Origin of the sequence: Skermanella stibiiresistens SB22 (assembly GCF_000576635.1) — a bacterium.
In the GTDB taxonomy this organism is placed as follows: domain Bacteria; phylum Pseudomonadota; class Alphaproteobacteria; order Azospirillales; family Azospirillaceae; genus Skermanella; species Skermanella stibiiresistens.
Genome location: NZ_AVFL01000002.1, coordinates 466838 through 484972 on the forward strand (window position 1 = coordinate 466838; position 18135 = coordinate 484972).

Genomic DNA, 18135 nt, shown 5'->3' on the forward strand with positions numbered 1-18135 from the left:
AGAAAAGACTAATTACCAAGAATGTCTCCACTCTTATCAAGTCAAGATAAAATCGATTGGGGTATGCATTGATGAGGCGGGGTGGGGGAGGGCAGGGGAGGGGAGGTTGACTTGGCGCTCAGGCGAACGGGGCCTGGGGCGCCGCAATTCATCACACGCTCGCCAAGCGCGAATGGCACATGATAATGGCCGCCGCATGCCTGAGGCATCGCCGGGACTTTTCGTGATGATTGGGTCTAGGAGAAAGTATTTGGAGGCACGGCCGGGAATCGAACCCGGATATACGGATTTGCAGTCCGCTGCATCACCACTCTGCCACCGCGCCAGGTGCCGCAACCGGCATATGTCAGCGCCGGCTCCGAAAGGGTGACCTGATATAGCGGGCGTGATGGCGTGGGTCAAGCGGCCGGTGACGGCTGCGGCATTCATGCGACAGCGGGCGCCGGTTCCGGGACGCTTCGAAGGCTCTCCGTTGTGTTCGAACGCGTTGACGGATATAAGGCGTCGCAGCGCCGTTCCGCCGCGGAAGACTGGCGCGCCGGATGAAACAAGATCAGAAAACGGTTGCCATGCCCGATTATTCCGCAGCACGCCACAACATGGTCGAAGGGCAGGTTCGCCCCAACAAGGTGACCGATCACGCTCTTGTCGAAGCGATGTCGAACATTCCGCGTGAATTGTTCGTGCCCAAGGCGTCGCGTGGCTTCGCCTATGTCGACGAGGATATTCCGGTCGCCAAGGGCCGCTATCTGATCGAGCCGATGGTGATCGCCCGGCTGCTCCAGGAAGCGCGGGTCAAGCCAAACGACATCGTGCTCGATCTCGGCTGCGGCACCGGCTACGCCAGCGCCATCCTGTCGCGCATGGCCGCCACCGTCGTGGCGCTCGAGGAGGACGCGGAACTCTCGGCCCGCGCCGACGGGACGTTGCGGGAGCTGGGCGTCGACAATGTCGTGCTGGTCCAGGGACCGCTGATCGAAGGCCATGCCAAGCAGGCGCCCTACGACGTCATCCTGATCCATGGCGCCGTGGCCGAGGTGCCGGCGGCGATCCTGGAACAGTTGGCCGAAGGCGGCCGGCTGGTCACCGTGGTGTCTCCCGATGGACGCATGGGGCAGGCGCGGATCTTCCAGCGGACGGGCAAGGTGGAAACCGGCCGCATCCTGTTCGACGCGGCGACCCCGCTGCTGCCCGGATTCGAGCCGAAGCCGGTTTTCCAGTTCTGATAGGGTGTTCGGATGCCGCCCACGGCGGCGGTTCCGACCCTGTTCGCGCCGACGGGACTTATGCCGACCGGGCCTTATTGTGACGAGGGACGTGTGATGACCGACACAGTGCCGCCGCAGATCGACGTCGATGCTCTCCAGAGTCTGCGCCAGTCCGGCGCCGATGTCGCCCTGGTGGACGTGCGGGAACCTTGGGAATTCGAGTTCTGCAAGATCGAGGGGAGCGTCAACGTGCCCTTGGGCTCCCTGACCAGCCGATCGGCGGAATTGCCGAGGGATCGCCAGATGGTTCTGGTCTGCCATCACGGCGGCCGGAGCGCGCAGGCGACCGCCTGGCTGCGTCACAACGGGTTCGCCAAGGCGACCAATCTGATGGGCGGCGTTGATGCCTGGGCTCGCCGCATCGATCCGACGATGAAGGTGTATTGATGAGACGGAAATCCCGGCTATCCGGCCTCGCGCGCGGCACATCGCTTGGCGCCGTTTTGGGCGGCGCCCTGCTGGCCCTGGTGGCCGGCCACCCCGCTTCGGCCCAAAGCCTCGAGGAGGCGCTGGCCAACGCCTACGCCACCAACCCGACCATCGATTCCCAGCGCGCCCAATTGCGGGCCACCGACGAGCTGGTGCCCCAGGCGCTGTCCGGCTATAGGCCGACGCTGGAGGCTGGGGCCGACGCCGGTTACAGCCGCCAGCGGTCACGCGGCGCTGGCAGGACGCTGGATTCCAACCTCGCGCAGCGGGGGGTCGACCTCAGCGTGGTTCAGCCGCTCTACTCCGGTGGCCGCACCGCGGCCGGCACCAAACGTGCCGAGGCGCTGGTCCAGGCGCAGCGCGCCGACCTCTTGTCGACCGAACAATCGGTCCTGCTCGACGCGTCCACCGCCTACCTGGACGTCGTCCGGGACCAGGCCGTGGTCGACCTCAACATCAACAACGAGCAGGTGCTGCGGCGCCAGCTCGACGCCTCGCGCGACCGCTTCAATGTCGGCGAGATCACCCGGACCGACGTCAGCCAAGCGGAGTCGCGGCTCGCGCGCGCCGTGTCGGACAGGATCCAGGCCGAGGGCGCGTTGCGAGCCAGCCGCGCCGTCTATACCCGCTTGATTGGATCGCCGCCCGGCCAGCTGACCGCGCCGCGCCTGCGCTTCGACCTGCCCGCGACGCGGGAGGAGACGGTGTCGCTGGCGGAGAGCAACAATCCCAGCGTGGTCGCCGCGGAATTCACCGAGACGGCGGCCCGCAACGCCGTCGATCAGGTGCGGGGCGAGTTGCTGCCATCGGCCAACCTGCGCGGCACCTTGTCGCGGACCTATGAGCCGAGCAGTTCCGCCGACCGATCTGATGGCGCCTCGGTCACCGCTTCCGTCACGATCCCGCTCTATCAAGCCGGGTCGGTCGAGGCGCGGGTCCGCGAGGCACGCCAAACCGCCAGCCAGAGGCGTATCCAGATCGAAGAGGCGCGGCGGCAGGTGGTCGAGAACGCGATCCGGGCCTGGGAAGGTCTGACCACCGCGCGCGCCACCATCGAATCGCGACAGTCCCAGGTGCGATCCTCCGAAATCGCCCTGGAAGGCGTTCGGCAGGAAGCGCTGGTCGGCTCGCGCACCACGCTCGATACCCTCGATAGCGAACAGGAACTGCTGGACGCGCGCGTCGAACTGGTTCGGGCGCAGCGCGACGAGACGGTCGCGGCGTTCTCCGTGCTGTCGGCCACCGGGCAATTGACCGCCCGGCAGCTTGGTCTCCAGGTCAAGCTCTACGATCACGAGAGTCACTACAAGCAGGTGCGCGACAAGTGGTGGGGCACCGATATCAATGAGTGATCATTCGGCTTCCACCCGGCCGGTTCAACGACTTGGTGGTAATTTAACCTGTTGTGACATAGGCTCCGGGTTCCGGATCAGGACCCTGGGGTTGCGCTGATGAGTGATACGAAGTCCCAGCAAGAACCATCGATGGAGGAAATCCTTGCCTCCATTCGACGAATCATTTCCGAGGATACGGAACCCGCCGAGCCGAGCAAGCCTGAACCGGCTCCTCCTCCGCCACCACCGCCAGCGCCTGTCGCCCGTGTCGCGCCACCACCACCGCCGCCTCCGCCGGAAGAGCCGATGGACGAGGACGTGCTGGAACTCACACAGATGGTCCAGGACGACGGGTCCGTCGTCGACGTCGAGGATCCGCCGGACGACCCGTGGGCGGGTGCCATGGATCCGGAACCGGAACCCTACCAGCCGGAACCGCCGCTCTCGCTCGAGTCCCTGGACGATCTGTTCGACCGCCCGGCGCCCCGGCCGCAGCCAAGACCGAGCTACGATGACGACGATCTCGTCTCAGCCCCGTCGGCCGCGGCGGCCAGCGCGGCCTTCGCGCAGCTCGCCACCAGCATCGGCGGCAACCGCTTCTCGGGGAGCATGCACGCCTATGGCGGCGGGCCGACGGTCGAGGATATCCTGAAGGATGTCATGCGGCCACTTCTGCGGGACTGGCTGGACCAGAACCTGCCGCCCATGGTGGAGCGGATGGTTCAGCGCGAGATCGAGAAGATGGTACGCCGCGCCCAAGGCGGCTGACGAACGATCCAGCCATCGCCTTGGGCGCCGGAGTTGATCGGGGCGGACCGTGCTGAACGCAGGGTCCGCCATATCCATTTCCATTTCCGCGAGGTCGTAGACCCGCGGCACCGAAAGGTTCAGCGATGCTGGACAAGACCTACCGCCCCGCCGACGTCGAAGCGAAGCGTTACGACGCCTGGGAGAATTCCGGCGCCTTCGCGGCCAACGCCGATTCCAACGCGACGCCCTACACCATCATGATGCCGCCGCCCAACGTGACGGGCAGCCTGCACATGGGGCACGCGCTGACCTTCACCCTTCAGGACATCCTGGTGCGGTACCATCGGATGCGCGGCGACGACGCGCTGTGGCAGCCGGGCACCGATCACGCGGGCATCGCGACCCAGATGGTGGTGGAGCGCCAGTTGGCGGCGGAGGGCAAGACGCGCCACGACCTCGGCCGCGCCGCCTTCATCGACAAGGTCTGGCAGTGGAAGGCGGAATCCGGCGGCACCATCACCCGTCAGTTGCGCCGCCTCGGCGCCTCGCCCGACTGGGAGCGGGAACGCTTCACCATGGACCAGGGCCTGTCGGAGGCCGTCGCCAAGGTCTTCGTCACGCTGCACAAGCAAAAGCTGATCTACCGCGACAAGCGGCTGGTCAACTGGGACCCCAAGCTGCACACCGCCATCTCCGACCTGGAGGTGGAGTCACGCGAGGTCCAGGGTCATCTCTGGCACTTCAAGTATCCGCTGGAGAACCAGCCGGACCGTTTCATCACCGTGGCGACCACACGCCCGGAGACGATGCTGGGCGACACCGCGATCGCCGTCCATCCCGAGGACGAGCGTTACCGCGATCTCATCGGTGGCCATGCCATCCTGCCGCTGGTCGGGCGCCGGATCGTGATCGTCGGCGACGAGTACGCCGATCCGGAGACTGGCAGCGGTGCCGTCAAGATCACACCCGCGCACGACTTCAACGACTTCGAGGTCGGCCGGCGCCACCAGCTGGAGATGATCAACGTCCTGGATCGCGACGCCCGGATCATCGACGACGCGATCATCCCCGAGGCCTATCGGGGACTTGACCGCTACGAGGCGCGCAAGCGGATCGTCGCCGACATGGAGGCGCTGGGCCTGCTGGAGAGGATCGAGCCGCACACCCACATGCTGCCCCACGGTGACCGCTCCGGCATGGTGATCGAGCCGTGGCTGACGGACCAGTGGTACTGCGACGCGGTGACCTTGGCGCAACCCGCCATCAAGGCGGTCGAGGAGGGCAGGACGGTGTTCGTTCCCAAGCAGTGGGAGAACACCTATTTCGAGTGGATGCGCAACATCCAGCCCTGGTGCATCAGCCGCCAGATCTGGTGGGGTCACCAGATCCCCGCGTGGTATGGACCGGATGGCGCCGTTTTCGTCGAGGAGACGGAGGATGCGGCCAAGGCCGCGGCGGAAGCCCACTACGGCGCTCCGACCGACCTGACGCGCGATCCCGACGTGCTCGACACGTGGTTCTCGTCGGCGCTGTGGCCGTTCTCGACGCTGGGCTGGCCTAACCAGACGAAGGAACTGGAGCGGTACTATCCCGGTGACGTCCTGGTCACCGGTTTCGACATCATCTTCTTCTGGGTCGCCCGGATGATGATGATGGGCCTGCACTTCATGGGCGACGTGCCGTTCCGCCATGTCTACATCCACGCCCTGGTGCGCGACGAGCGTGGGCAGAAGATGTCGAAGTCGAAGGGCAATGTCATCGATCCGCTCAACCTGATCGACGAGTATGGCTGCGACGCGCTGCGCTTCACCCTGGCCGCCATGGCGGCCCAAGGGCGGGACATCAAGCTGGCGGTCGGCCGGGTCGAGGGTAACAGGAACTTCGCCACCAAGCTGTGGAACGCCGCGCGCTATTGCGAGATGAACGGATGTGTGCCGGTGCCGGGGTTCGATGCCCAGGCGGTCAAGCTGACGGCCAATCGCTGGATCGCCGGCGAGGTCGCCAAGACCGCCGCGCGGACGGCGGAGGCGATCGAGGCCTATCGCTTCAACGACGCGGCGGGAGCGCTCTATCAGTTCACCTGGAACACCTTCTGCGACTGGTACCTGGAGTTTACCAAGCCCATCCTCAACGGCGATGACGAGGCCGCCAAGGCGGAGACGCGCGCGACGACCGCGTGGGTCCTGGATGAGATCCTGCACCTGCTGCATCCGTTCATGCCCTTCATCACCGAGGAGCTTCGGGAGCAGCTGGGTGGCGGAACCGGCACCGGGGGAACCGGGCTGATCCGCGCCGCGTGGCCCGTGTTCGGCCCGGAGATGGAGGATGCCGCGGCGCAGGCGGAGATGGACTGGGTGGTCCGGCTGATCTCCACGGTCCGGACGGTGCGCTCGGAGATGAACGTGCCGGCCGGGGCCCAGATCCCCATGCTGTTGAAGGATGCCGGGACGGAGACCGCGCGGCGTCTCGATACCCACCGCGACCTGATCCTGCGGATGGCTCGTCTGTCGTCGGCCGACACCACCACCGAACCAGCGCCCAAGGGAGCCATCCAGGCGGTGCTCGACGAGGCCGCGGTGCTGCTGCCCTTGGCCGGGGTGATCGACATCGACCAGGAGAAGGCGCGGTTGAGGAAGGAGATCGACAAGCTCTCCGGCGAGGTCGCCAAGATCGACCAGAAGCTCAACAACGCCAACTTCGTCTCGCGCGCTCCAGAGGAGGTCATCGAGGAACAGCGGGAACGCCGCGCCACCGCCGAAGCGGGCAGGGCCAAACTCACGGAAGCCCTGGCCCGGCTGGCGTCGGCCTGACGGCCAGTCCAACTGGGCGTTCGAAGAACGGCGGCGGGGCGCCACACCAGGATCGGTGTGGCGCCCCGCTTTCTTTTCAACCCCAGTGTTTCCAAATCAGAAACGCGAGAGGGAATGCTGTATACAGGTTGCGGTCACAAAGTCGGGGCATGTCGGTTTGCCGATTTGGGTCACGCGTGTGATTGAAGAAAGCTATCAATGGTCCGCGGGGTTGGAGTGGGCGTTGGAAGCCATGCACCCGCCGCATCGGAGCCTCAGGGAATCCGCCGCTCCATACGGATCAATGCACTAGGCTTCATCCGATGACGGGGTTATGTTCCGGCGCAACAAGTGCCGCCCCTCGCGGCCGAAAAGGGAACAAGGGGAATACGCTCATGCCCGACGGCGATACCAAACAACCCAAATGGGATAAATCGAACCTGCCGAGCCGGCACGTCTCGGTCGGACCGGAGCGGGCGCCGCACCGGTCCTATTACTACGCCATGGGCATGACCGAGGAGCAGATCGCGCAGCCCTTCATCGGCGTGGCGACCTGCTGGAACGAGGCGGCACCCTGCAACATCTCGCTCAACCGTCAGGCCCAAGCTGTCAAGATCGGCGTCAAGGCCGAAGCCGGCACACCACGCGAGTTCACCACCATCACCGTGACCGACGGCATCGCCATGGGCCATGCCGGCATGAAGTCGTCGCTGGTCAGCCGGGAGGTGATCGCGGATTCGGTCGAGGTCACCATGCGCGGCCACTGCTACGATGGCTTGGTCGGCCTGGCCGGCTGCGACAAGTCGCTGCCGGGCATGATGATGTCGATGGTGCGGCTCAACGTCCCCAGCGTCTTCATGTATGGCGGCTCCATCCTGCCCGGCCGCTTCAAGGGCAAGGACGTCACGGTCCAGGATGTGTTCGAGGCGGTCGGAGCCCATTCCGCCGGCAAGATGAGCGACGCCGACCTGCACGAGCTGGAATGCGTGGCCTGCCCGTCGGCCGGCTCCTGCGGCGGACAATTCACCGCCAACACCATGGCCTGCGTCTCCGAGGCGATCGGCTTGGCGCTGCCCGGTTCCGCCGGCGCCCCGGCGCCTTATGAGAGCCGCGACGCCTACGCCGAGGCGTCGGGCCGCGCGGTGATGGAACTGATCCGGCGCAACATCCGCCCACGCGACATCGTTACCCGGAAGGCTCTGGAGAACGCCTGCGTCGTCGTCGCCGCCTCCGGCGGATCGACCAACGCCGGCTTGCATCTGCCCGCCATCGCGCATGAATGCGGCATCGAGTTCGACCTGCACGATGTCGCCGAGGTCTTCAAGCGCACGCCCTACATCGCCGATCTCAAGCCCGGCGGGCGCTATGTCGCCAAAGACTTGTTCGAGATCGGCGGCGTTCCCGTCCTGATGAAGGCGCTGCTCGACGGCGGCTATCTGCATGGCGACTGCATGACGGTGACCGGCAAGACGATCGCCGAGAATCTGGCGGGCGTCGTATTCCCGACCGATCAGGACGTCATCCGTCCGACCAGTGATCCCATAACGCCGACCGGCGGCGTCGTCGGACTGCGCGGCAACCTGGCGCCGGGGGGCGCCATCGTCAAGGTGGCGGGCATGAAGATGCTCCAGTTCCGCGGTCCGGCTCGCGTGTTCGACTGCGAGGAGGACGCCTTCGCCGCCGTCGAGCGCCGCGAATACCAGGAAGGCGAGGTGCTGGTCATCCGCTACGAAGGACCGCGCGGCGGTCCGGGCATGCGCGAGATGCTATCGACCACCTCGGCCCTCTATGGCCAGGGCATGGGCGACAAGGTGGCACTGATCACCGATGGCCGGTTCTCCGGTGCCACCCGCGGCTTTTGCATCGGCCATGTCGGCCCGGAGGCCGCGGTTGGCGGTCCGATCGGGTTGCTGAGGGACGGCGACATCATCGCGATCGACGCGGAGGCCGGCACGATCACGGTCGAACTGTCCGACGACGAGTTGGCTTCACGCCGAAGCGCCTGGACACCGCGCCAGCACGATTTCCAGTCGGGTGCCCTCTGGAAATACGCGCAGCTCGTCGGCGATGCCGAGAAGGGTGCCGTCACCCATCCCGGCGGTGCCGCCGAGACCCACTGCTACGCAGATATCTGACGCCAATTCCCAGGCCGCGAGTCGATCCGGATCATGTCTTTCGTTTTGTCGAAGCTGTTCTGGGGGCTCGCCAAGCCTGGGAACGTGCTGGCCATCCTCCTGGTGCTCGGTCAGGCCCTTCAGGTCACCCGGCGGCCTAGGGCGAGGCGGGCGGGGCGGTGGATCGCGGGGTTCGCGGTGCTGGTGGTCGTCCTGGTCACCCTGCTGCCGATCGGACAGCTGACCCTTCGCCCGCTGGAGGACCGTTTTCCCCAGCCAGCGGCACCCGTGAAGGTCGATGGCGTCATCCTGCTGGGAGGCTCGGTCCAGACCGAGATGACGGCCGACCGGGGGCAACCCCTGCTCAACGGGTCGGCGGAGCGGATCACCGAATTCGTCAGGCTGTCGCGCCTGTATCCAGATGCCCGCTTGGTCTTCACCGGCGGGTCCGGGGTCATTTTCGCGGGGGATCTCCGGGAAGCCGACGTGATCGCCGAGATCCTGGACGGCATGGGCTTCGATTTGTCCCGGATCACCTTCGAGCGCGAATCGCGCAACACCTACGAGAACGCCATCCTCACCAAGGCCATGGTCCATCCGGCGTCGGGTGAGACATGGCTGCTGGTGACATCGGCAGTCCACATGCCCCGGTCGGTCGGAATCTTCCGGAACGCGGGCTGGCCCGTCGTGGCGTGGCCGGTCGATTACCGCAGCACGACCAAGCTTGTCTGGTCACCCGACCTGCTGGCCGGGCTCGACGCGCTGAACGAGGCAATGCGCGAGTGGTTCGGGTTGCTGGCCTATTGGGTGATGGGACGGACCGACAGCCTGTTTCCCGCTCCGAAATGACGCGAATAGGCTGTTTTGCCCAAATCGGTTAACCATTTTTGTTGGAGCTTCCGCTTAGATGGGGTAGCTTCGCCCCACCTATCGAGGAAGTCAGGATGGCCGGAAAATTCAGGGCCAGCAACTTGGTTAACACTTTGCTGGTGGCGGTGGCCATCGCCGCCCTGTCGGGATGCGCCGGCACCAGTTCGCCCTCCAAGACCGCCGGTCAGGGTTCGACCAAATCGGCGATCGGCGGCTACAAGATCGGCGAGCCGTATCAGGTCAAGGGCGTCTGGTATTATCCCAAGGAGGATTTCCGGTATGACGACACGGGCATCGCCTCGTGGTACGGTCCGGGCTTCCACGCCGAGACCACGGCCAATGGCGAGCGGTTCGACCAGAACGAGCTGACCGGCGCGCACAAGACGCTGCCGATGCCCAGTCTGGTTCGGGTGACGAACCTGGAGAACGGCCGGTCGATCATCGTGCGGATCAACGATCGCGGCCCCTTCATGCCTGGCCGGATCGTCGACCTGTCGCGACGGGGAGCGCAATTGCTGGGCTTCGAGGAACAGGGGAGCGCCAAGGTGAGGGTGACGGTCCTGGCCGACGAGAGCAGGGCGGTCGCGGCCGCCGCGCGGGCGGGACAGGCGGGTGTCGATGTCTCACGGGTCTCGCCCGACGGCGCGCCGGTGCCGATGGCGGCTCCGCGCGGAGTGGTGCAGGTCGAGGGAGCGAAAGCGCCGGTACAGTTCGCGGAGCGGCGGCCGTTCGACCCCTCGGAGACCGTTCCAGGCGCCACCGTGGATGGCCGTTTCATGCCGGCCGCTGTGGTCGCCGCCATGCCTGTGCGTGGCGCCGGCAGGATCTACGTGCAGGCCGGGGCCTTCACGGTGTATGAGAACGCCAACCGCTTGCGGGCCCGGCTCGCCGCCCTGGGCGACACCCGGATCGATCCCGCCATGGTGGGCGATACGCAATACTTCCGGGTCCGCGTTGGTCCGCTCGGCACGGTGGAGGCGGCGGATCAGGTTTTGACCCAGGTGATCGACACCGGCGTCAATGGCGCGCGGGTCATCGTCGATTGAACGCGTTTCTGGGCTCCACCGGACCAACCGGAGCCCCTGGCACCACGCGGCGGTCTCGGCCGCCGCGTCACGACTTGGAACAAGAGGGTAGCAATAGAGATGTCCGTCGCCCATCCGCGCAAACCGATCGCCTGGATCGCGGGAGTGATCGTTTCCTGTCTCGCCAGCGTCGCATCGGCCGCGTCGATCGACACAATCGCGAGGCAGGCGATCCTTGTCGACATGTCGACCGGCACCACGCTGCTGGAGAAGAACGCCCATCAGCGCATGCCGACATCGTCCATGAGCAAGATCATGACCATGTACATGGTCTTCGATCGGATCAAGGCGGGCCGGCTCTCGCTGGACGACACGATGCCGGTCAGCGAGCGCGCCTGGCGCATGCAGGGCTCGAAGATGTTCACCGAGCTGAACGCCCAGATCAAGGTCGAGGACCTGATCCGGGGCGTCATCATCCAGTCGGGCAACGACGCCTCGGTGGTGCTGGCCGAAGGTTTGTCCGGATCGGAGGAGCGCTTCGCCGAGGAGATGACCAAGCGGGCGAAGGAGCTTGGACTGAATGAGAGCAACTTCAAGAACGCGACGGGCTGGCCGGACGACAACCATTATTCCACCTGCGCCGATCTGGCGCTGCTGGCGCAGCACCTGATCAAGGACTATCCGGAGCACTATCACTACTATTCGCAGACCGAGTTCACCTATCACGGCATCAAGCAGGGTAACCGCAATCCGCTGCTCTACCGCAACATGGGTGTCGACGGCATGAAGACCGGCCACACCGACACGGCGGGGTATGGACTGACGGCGTCGGCCGAGCGCAATGGCCGCCGCCTTATCTTGGTGGTCAACGGCCTGCCGAGCATGCAGGCGCGCGCCGACGAATCGGCTAGGCTGCTGGAATGGGGCTTCCGAGAGTTCGAGAGCTACGCGCTGTTCAAGAAGGGCGAGCCCGTCGACCAGGCCGCCGTTTGGCTGGGAGCGTCGAACACGGTTCCGCTGGTGGTCGCCGAGGACCTGCGGGTCACCATGAACCGCGACGAGCGCCGCAACCTCAAGGTCTCGGTGGTGCTGGACGAGCCGGTGCCGGCACCGATCGAGCAGGGCGCCCAACTTGGCAAGATCGTGATGGAGGCTCCGGGCTTCAGCAAGAAGGAGGTTCCTCTGCTGGCCGGGCAGAGCGTCGACCGCCTAGGTATCGTCGGCCGGATCGGCGCCGCCGCGATGCATCTGGTCTCCGGAGGTAGCTGAGCCTTGGCGTCCGGGCGTTTCATCACCTTCGAGGGCGGCGAGGGCGCCGGCAAGAGCACCCAGGTCAAGCTGCTGGCCCAGGCGCTGGCGGAGCGGGGCAGGGACGTCGTCCTGACCCGCGAGCCGGGAGGATCGACTGGGGCGGAGGAAATCCGCAAGCTGCTGGTGTCGGGCGAGCCCGGCCGCTGGGACGGCGTGACCGAGGCGTTGCTGCATTACGCGGCTCGCCGCGATCACCTGACGCGGACGGTGTGGCCGGCGCTCTCATCCGGCAGCTGGGTGGTGTCCGACCGCTTCGCCGACAGCACCATGGCCTATCAGGGCTACGGCCACGCGCTCGGGCGGGAGCCGATCGAGCGGCTCCACGCCGTCACCGTCGGCGAGTTCGCTCCGGACCTGACGCTGATCCTGGACCTGCCCCCAAAGGCCGGAGTCGCCCGCGCCAACGCCCGGCGCGACGGCGAGGATCGCTATGAGCGCATGGACGTGACGTTCCACGAGCGCCTGCGGGATGGTTTCCTGGACATCGCCGCGCGCGAACCCAACCGCTGCGTCGTGATCGACGCCAGCGGGTCGGTCGAGGCGGTCCACGCCGCCATCATGGCGGAAATCGCGGCTCGGTTTCCCGCGTGAGCGAGCAGGTTCCCGATCCTCGGCATAATCCGGAACTGCTGGCCCACCAGGCGGCCGAGCGAACCCTGTTGGACGCCTGGAACTCCGGCCGGTTGCCGCACGCCTGGCTGATCGGCGGCGTCTCCGGCATCGGCAAGGCGACGCTTGCGTTCCGGTTCGCCCGGTTCCTGCTGTCCCAGGGCGGCGATGACGCCGCCGGGCTGTTCGGTGATCCGCCCCCTGCGACCAGCCTGCGGATCGGTCCCGAACATCCCGTGTTCAATCGGGTGGCCTCCTCCGGCCATGCCGACCTGCTGACCATCGAACGGCCGTTCGACGACAAGAAGGGCAGGCTGAAGAGCGACATCCCGGTCGATCAGGTGCGGCGTGTCGCCCCGTTCCTGCGCTTGACCGCCGCCGAGGGCGGCTGGCGCGTCGTCATTCTCGACGGTGCCGAGCGGCTGAACCTGAACGGCCAGAACGCGATCCTGAAGATCCTGGAGGAGCCGCCGTCGCGCACCGTCCTGATGGTGGTGACCGAAAATCCAGGCGGACTGCTGCCGACGATCCGGTCGCGCTGCCGCAAGCTGTCACTCGATCCCCTGCCGGAACAGGTCGTGATCGACCTGTTGAGCCGCCATCGTCCGGACCTGCCGGAGGGTGACCGGGCGGCGCTGGCGCGGCTGGCGGAGGGCAGCATCGGCCGCGCGCTGGATCTGGCCGAGGCGGGCGGGCTGGCCCTCTACCGCGACCTGATGGGCCTGCTCGGCACGCTGCCCAGGCTTGACGTGGTGGCGGCCCATGGTCTTGGCGACAAGCTGGCGCGCAAGGGGGCGGATACCGCATACTATGCCGTGACCGACCTGCTGGTCTGGTGGCTCGCCCGGTTCGCGCGCTCATTGGCGCGTGGCGTCCTTCCGCCGGAGGTGGTTCCGGGTGAGGCGGCGCTGATGTCCCGTCTGGCGGGGGATCGCGGCCTTGATCGGTGGGTGGAGGTATGGGAAAAGGTCAACCGCCTTTTCGCTCGGGCCGAGAGCGCCAATCTTGATCGTAAACAGGTCGTTCTCAACGCCTTGCTGACGGTGGAGGCGGCGGTTTCCGCCTGACGCCGGGGGCGGCACGAGGTTCACGGGAAGTCACGCCGCGCAGGAGAGCCTAGAGATGGCCGGGCAAAAGCCTTACTACATCACGACGCCGATCTATTACGTCAATGACGTGCCCCATATCGGCCATGCCTACACCACGCTGGCGTGCGATGTCCTGGCCCGGTTCATGCGGCTGGACGGCCGCGACGTCAAGTTCCTGACAGGCACCGACGAGCACGGCCAGAAGGTCGAGAAATCGGCGCAGGTGGCCGGCGTCGACCCCCAGACCTTCACCGACCGGGTGTCCCAGAACTTCCGCGATCTGGTCGGCGCGATGAACTACACCAACGACGACTTCATCCGCACGACCGAGCCGCGCCACATCGAGGCCTGCCAAGCCCTGTGGCGGGTGCTGGCGGAGAAGGGCGAGATCTATCTCGGTTCCTACGCCGGCTGGTACGCCGTGCGGGACGAGGCGTTCTATGGCGAGGACGAATTGACCACGACGCCGACCGGCCGGAAGCTGGCGCCCAGCGGGGCGGAGTGCGAGTGGGTCGAGGAGCCGAGCTATTTCTTCCGCCTCTCGGCGTGGCAGGACCGACTGCTGAAGTTCTACGAGGACAATCCCGACTTCATCCTGCCGCCGGGCAAGCGCAACGAGGTCATGGCCTTCGTCAAGTCCGGCCTCCGCGACCTGTCGGTCAGCCGGACCACGTTCAACTGGGGCGTGCCGGTGCCGGATGACGAACAGCACATCATGTATGTCTGGCTCGACGCGCTGACCAACTACATCACCGCGCTGGGCTATCCGAATACCGAAGCGGGCGGCGACTACGCCAAGTATTGGCCGGCCGACCTCCACATGGTCGGCAAGGACATCCTGCGCTTCCATGCCGTCTATTGGCCGGCCTTCCTGATGGCCGCCGGGCTGGAGCCGCCGAAGCGCGTCTTCGCCCACGGCTGGTGGACGATCGAGGGTCAGAAGATGTCCAAGTCGCTGGGCAACGTGGTGGCGCCCGACGCGCTGATCTCGACTTACGGCCTTGACCCGACCCGTTACTTCCTGCTACGCGAGGTCCCGTTCGGCAACGATGGCGACTTCTCGCGCCGGGCCATGGTCAACCGGCTGAACGGCGACCTCGCCAACGACTATGGCAACCTCGTGCAGCGCGTGCTGTCGATGATCCAGAAGAATTGCGCCGCCAAGGTGCCCGAGGCGGGCGCCTTCACCGAGGCGGACCAGAAGCTGCTGGGCGCCGCCGGAGCCCTTCTGGATACCGTCCGGCGCGAGCTGACGGTCCAAGCGTTCCACAAGGCGATCGAGGCGATCTGGGGCGTCATCGGCGATGCCAACCGCTATGTCGACGAGCAGGCGCCTTGGGCGTTGCGCAAGACCGATCCGGCGCGTATGGGGACTGTTCTGTATGTTTTGGCCGAGACGATCCGTCGCTTGGCGATTCTGACCCAGCCGCTGATGCCCGACGCGTCGGCCAAGATCCTGGATCAGCTCGCGGTGCCGGCGGAGCAACGCGGGTTCGACAGGCTGGCCGAGGGTCAGGCCTTGGCGTCGGGGACGCCGCTGGCTCCCCCACAGGGCGTGTTTCCCCGATTCGTCGAGGAAGCGGGAAACTGAGACGAAGATGCTGATCGACAGTCACTGCCACTTGGACTTCCCGGACTTCGCCGAGGAGCGGGACGCCGTGATCGCGCGGGCCAAACAGGCTGGAGTGGCCCGCATGGTGACGATCTCGACCCGGATCAGCCGGTTCGACCAGATCCGCGCGATCGCCGAGGCCCATGACGAGGTCTACTGCACGGTCGGCGTCCATCCGCATCAGGCCGCCGAGGAACAAGGCTTCACCTCGGTGTCGGCGCTGGTGGATCTTGCCCGCCATCCCAAGGTGGTCGGGATCGGCGAGACCGGGCTCGATTATTTCTACGACAACAGTCCGCGCGACATCCAGGAAGCTGGATTCCGGATCCACGCCGAAGCCTGCCGCGAAACCGACCTGCCGATCATCATCCATACCCGCGACGCCGATGACGACACCGCCCGGATCCTGGAGGAGGAGGGAGCGGGGCAGGGACTTCGCGGCGTGCTCCACTGTTTCAGTTCGGGCCGTGCCCTGGCGGAGCGCGCGCTGGAGATGGGTTTCTACATTTCCCTCTCGGGGATCGTGACCTTCCGCAAGTCGGAGAAGTTGCGCGACATCGTCCGCTCGGTGCCGCTCGACCGCATCCTGGTCGAGACGGACGCTCCGTTCTTGGCCCCGATGCCCAAGCGCGGCAAGCGCAACGAGCCCGCGTTCGTGGCATTCACCGCCGCGGTGGTGGCGGAGGTCAAGGGCATCAGCCCGGAGGAGCTGGCGGCGCGCACGACGGAAAACGTGCTGCGGCTGTTCAACCGGATGCCGGCGCTGGGCGCGGCTGGTGGAGCAACACCCGCGTCATGAGGATCACGATTCTCGGCTCGGGCGGGTCGGCCGGCGTTCCGCTGATCGGTGGCGATTGGGGCGACTGCGACCCGGCCAATCCCCGGAATCGGCGCAGCCGTCCCTCGATCCTGGTCGAGGATCGGGGTGCCCGCGTGCTGGTCGACACCAGCCCCGACCTGCGGGAGCAGCTGATCGCGGCGCGGACGACGTGGCTGAGCGGTGTGATCTTCACCCACGGCCACGCCGACCATACCCACGGGCTCGACGACCTGCGCGGCATCAACAACGCCATGATGGCGCCGATCGACGTCCACGCCGACCAGAACACCCTGGCGGATCTGCTGCACCGGTTCGGCTACTGCTTCACGCCGATCAAACCGGGGAGCATCTACTACAAGCCGACCTTGGTCGCGCACGAGATCACCGGACCGTTCGCCATTGGCGGCATCGAGATCCTGCCTTTCGAGCAGGACCATGGCTGGATGAAGACGCTGGGCTTCCGCTTCGGCGATTTCGCCTATTCGACCGATGTCGTCAGGATGAACGACGCCGCCTTCGAGGCGTTGGCCGGCGTCGACACCTGGGTGGTGGATTGCGTTCGGGTGGCGCCGGCGCATCCCGTCCACGCCCATCTCGAATTGACGCTGGAGTGGATCGAGCGGCTTCGGCCGCGCCGGGCCTACCTGACCCACATGAACCAGACGATGGACTACGACGCGGTTTGCAAGCTGCTGCCGCCCGGTGTCGAGCCCGCCTATGACGGGCTCGTCCTGGACATGCCGGAGTAGGACCGGGCGAGGGTAGGATGGGGGGGCGAGGGTAGGGAAGGCCGGTTCAGGCCTCCACCGCCCCGGCCCGCCGCTCCATCTCACGCCGGACCCGGACCGCGTCCGTGTCGGGAATGACGATGTCGGACCACGTCACCGCCTGTCCCGCCGGAACATCCCGGATCAGCTCGACCTTGTGCGCCAAGCCGATCGGCAAGGCTCCGATGTCCAGGCTGTGACCGGCGGAGACCAGCTTGCCCCAGACGGTGTAGCCGCCCTCGCCGTCCAGCGTCTCTCCCGCCCGAAGCTGTCGCTTCGCCACCGCAGCCACATCGCCGCGGAACGACTTGGTCTGGCCGGTCGGCTCGCCCCGAAGGGCCGCCGACAGCACCGAGATTCCGAGTTCCAGGCCGATCAGGTGGTACGGCTTGTACATGGCGGCATAGACGCCGCTGTCATCGGTCTTCAACCCGTACTGCTTGAAGCAGGCCTTGGCATAGTCGTTCGGCGCTTTGAGAACGACATAGACGCCCCAGCGCAAGTCTCGGAACACCGGACGGCCATCGCGTTCCAGCGACGAGACGACCTCGACCATGCCTTCCCGCTCCAGGATACCGCCAGCCGATTTGGGCCGCAGGATCTGGGGGAGGTCGTCGACGCCGCAGGGCGGGAACAGCAACCCGTCTGACGGCACCGAGAGGTCACAGGCATTGGCGATCGCTGCCATCTCGATCGCCGATTTGGTGCCATCCAGGAACGAGTTGAACATCTGGGCGTTCATCCCGCCGGCTCGCGCCTCCTCCGGCGTCAGCCCATAATGGCTCCAGACGTCGTCCGGCGTGACGCCGTGGAAGTGGGGCAGGTACTTGGTGCCCTTGCCGGCCGCGACGACCTGGAAGCCGCAGGAGCGGGCCCAGTCGACCAGTTCCGACGTCAACGCCGGCTGGTCGCCATAGGCCATGGAGTAGACGACACCCTTGGCCCTGGCCTCCTCGGCCAGCAACGCCCCGGCGAGCACATCCGCCTCGACATTGACCATGACGATGTGCTTGCCGGCGGCGATGGCGGCCCGCGCGTGGGAGATGCCGGCGGCCGGCGCTCCCGTGGCCTCGACGATGACCTCGACGCCGTCACGTCCGCAGGCCTCGGCACCGGTGGTGACGAAGGCCGTGCGGCCGATCCGGGCGTCATCCCAGCCGACCTGGCGGCACGCCGCCTTGGCGCGTTCCGGATCGAGGTCGGCGATCACGGCGACTTCCAGACCCGGCGTGGTCGGCACCTGGGACAGGAACATGGAGCCGAACTTGCCGGCGCCGATCAGTCCGACCCTGACCGGCCGTCCGGCGGCGACCCGCGCTTGGAGGAGGCTGTGGAGGTTCATCCCCTGA

General features: G+C 66.4%; 15 protein-coding genes and 1 tRNA gene. 14 read left to right on the forward strand and 2 right to left on the reverse strand.

Features of this window, described 5'->3' with window-relative positions; translation table 11 throughout:
* Positions 1-251: 251 nt before the first annotated feature.
* Positions 252-325, reverse strand: a tRNA-Cys gene (locus tag N825_RS04835).
* 244 nt (positions 326-569) lie between these two features.
* On the opposite strand from N825_RS04835, the gene N825_RS04840 reads away from it, so the two are divergent.
* The 14 genes from N825_RS04840 to N825_RS04905 all read left to right on the forward strand — a co-directional run bounded on the left by N825_RS04840 (position 570) and on the right by N825_RS04905 (position 16768).
* The gene (locus tag N825_RS04840) at positions 570-1226 is read left to right on the forward strand and encodes a protein-L-isoaspartate O-methyltransferase family protein (RefSeq protein ID WP_037447501.1); all 657 of its coding nucleotides are present in this window, start codon (positions 570-572) and stop codon (positions 1224-1226) included.
* A gap of 96 nt (positions 1227-1322) precedes the next feature.
* The gene (locus N825_RS04845; RefSeq protein ID WP_037447930.1) at positions 1323-1655 is read left to right on the forward strand and encodes a rhodanese-like domain-containing protein; all 333 of its coding nucleotides are present in this window, start codon (positions 1323-1325) and stop codon (positions 1653-1655) included.
* The gene (locus tag N825_RS04850; RefSeq protein WP_037447503.1) at positions 1655-3049 is read left to right on the forward strand and encodes a TolC family outer membrane protein; all 1395 of its coding nucleotides are present in this window, start codon (positions 1655-1657) and stop codon (positions 3047-3049) included. The genes N825_RS04845 and N825_RS04850 overlap by 1 nt, the downstream gene beginning before the upstream one ends.
* A gap of 132 nt (positions 3050-3181) precedes the next feature.
* Positions 3182-3799: a DUF2497 domain-containing protein gene (locus tag N825_RS04855; protein WP_483852542.1), complete on the forward strand. Its 618-nt coding sequence runs from the start codon at positions 3182-3184 to the stop codon at positions 3797-3799.
* Between the two features lie 125 nt (positions 3800-3924).
* Entirely contained in the window at positions 3925-6591 is a 2667-nt protein-coding gene (locus tag N825_RS04860; RefSeq protein WP_037447508.1) for a valine--tRNA ligase, read from the forward strand.
* Between the two features lie 374 nt (positions 6592-6965).
* On the forward strand, positions 6966-8705 hold the full coding sequence (ilvD, locus tag N825_RS04865; protein WP_037447510.1) for a dihydroxy-acid dehydratase: 1740 nt from the start codon (positions 6966-6968) through the stop codon (positions 8703-8705).
* 33 nt (positions 8706-8738) lie between these two features.
* Positions 8739-9533 carry a YdcF family protein gene (locus N825_RS04870; RefSeq protein WP_037447511.1) on the forward strand — a complete coding sequence of 265 codons (795 nt, stop codon included), beginning with the start codon at positions 8739-8741 and terminating at the stop codon, positions 9531-9533.
* Between the two features lie 95 nt (positions 9534-9628).
* Positions 9629-10600: a septal ring lytic transglycosylase RlpA family protein gene (locus N825_RS04875; RefSeq protein ID WP_051511545.1), complete on the forward strand. Its 972-nt coding sequence runs from the start codon at positions 9629-9631 to the stop codon at positions 10598-10600.
* 99 nt (positions 10601-10699) lie between these two features.
* Positions 10700-11848 carry a D-alanyl-D-alanine carboxypeptidase family protein gene (locus N825_RS04880; protein WP_037447512.1) on the forward strand — a complete coding sequence of 383 codons (1149 nt, stop codon included), beginning with the start codon at positions 10700-10702 and terminating at the stop codon, positions 11846-11848.
* A gap of 3 nt (positions 11849-11851) precedes the next feature.
* A complete protein-coding gene (tmk, locus tag N825_RS04885) occupies positions 11852-12481 on the forward strand; it encodes a dTMP kinase (protein ID WP_037447513.1) in 630 nt (209 codons plus the stop codon).
* Complete coding sequence (locus N825_RS04890) at positions 12478-13566, forward strand: DNA polymerase III subunit delta' (protein WP_037447514.1); 1089 nt, start codon at positions 12478-12480, stop codon at positions 13564-13566. The genes tmk and N825_RS04890 overlap by 4 nt, the downstream gene beginning before the upstream one ends.
* A 55-nt stretch (positions 13567-13621) precedes the next feature.
* Positions 13622-15178: a methionine--tRNA ligase gene (gene metG, locus N825_RS04895; RefSeq protein WP_037447515.1), complete on the forward strand. Its 1557-nt coding sequence runs from the start codon at positions 13622-13624 to the stop codon at positions 15176-15178.
* A gap of 7 nt (positions 15179-15185) precedes the next feature.
* Entirely contained in the window at positions 15186-15998 is an 813-nt protein-coding gene (locus N825_RS04900; protein WP_037447516.1) for a TatD family hydrolase, read from the forward strand.
* A complete protein-coding gene (locus tag N825_RS04905) occupies positions 15995-16768 on the forward strand; it encodes an MBL fold metallo-hydrolase (protein ID WP_037447518.1) in 774 nt (257 codons plus the stop codon). Before N825_RS04900 ends, N825_RS04905 begins: the two co-directional genes overlap by 4 nt.
* 46 nt (positions 16769-16814) lie before the next feature.
* Here N825_RS04905 and N825_RS04910 read toward each other — a convergent pair whose 3' ends face one another.
* Positions 16815-18128, reverse strand: coding sequence for an NAD(P)H-dependent oxidoreductase (locus N825_RS04910; protein ID WP_037447520.1), 1314 nt, complete (start codon positions 18126-18128; stop codon positions 16815-16817).
* Positions 18129-18135: the final 7 nt, after the last annotated feature.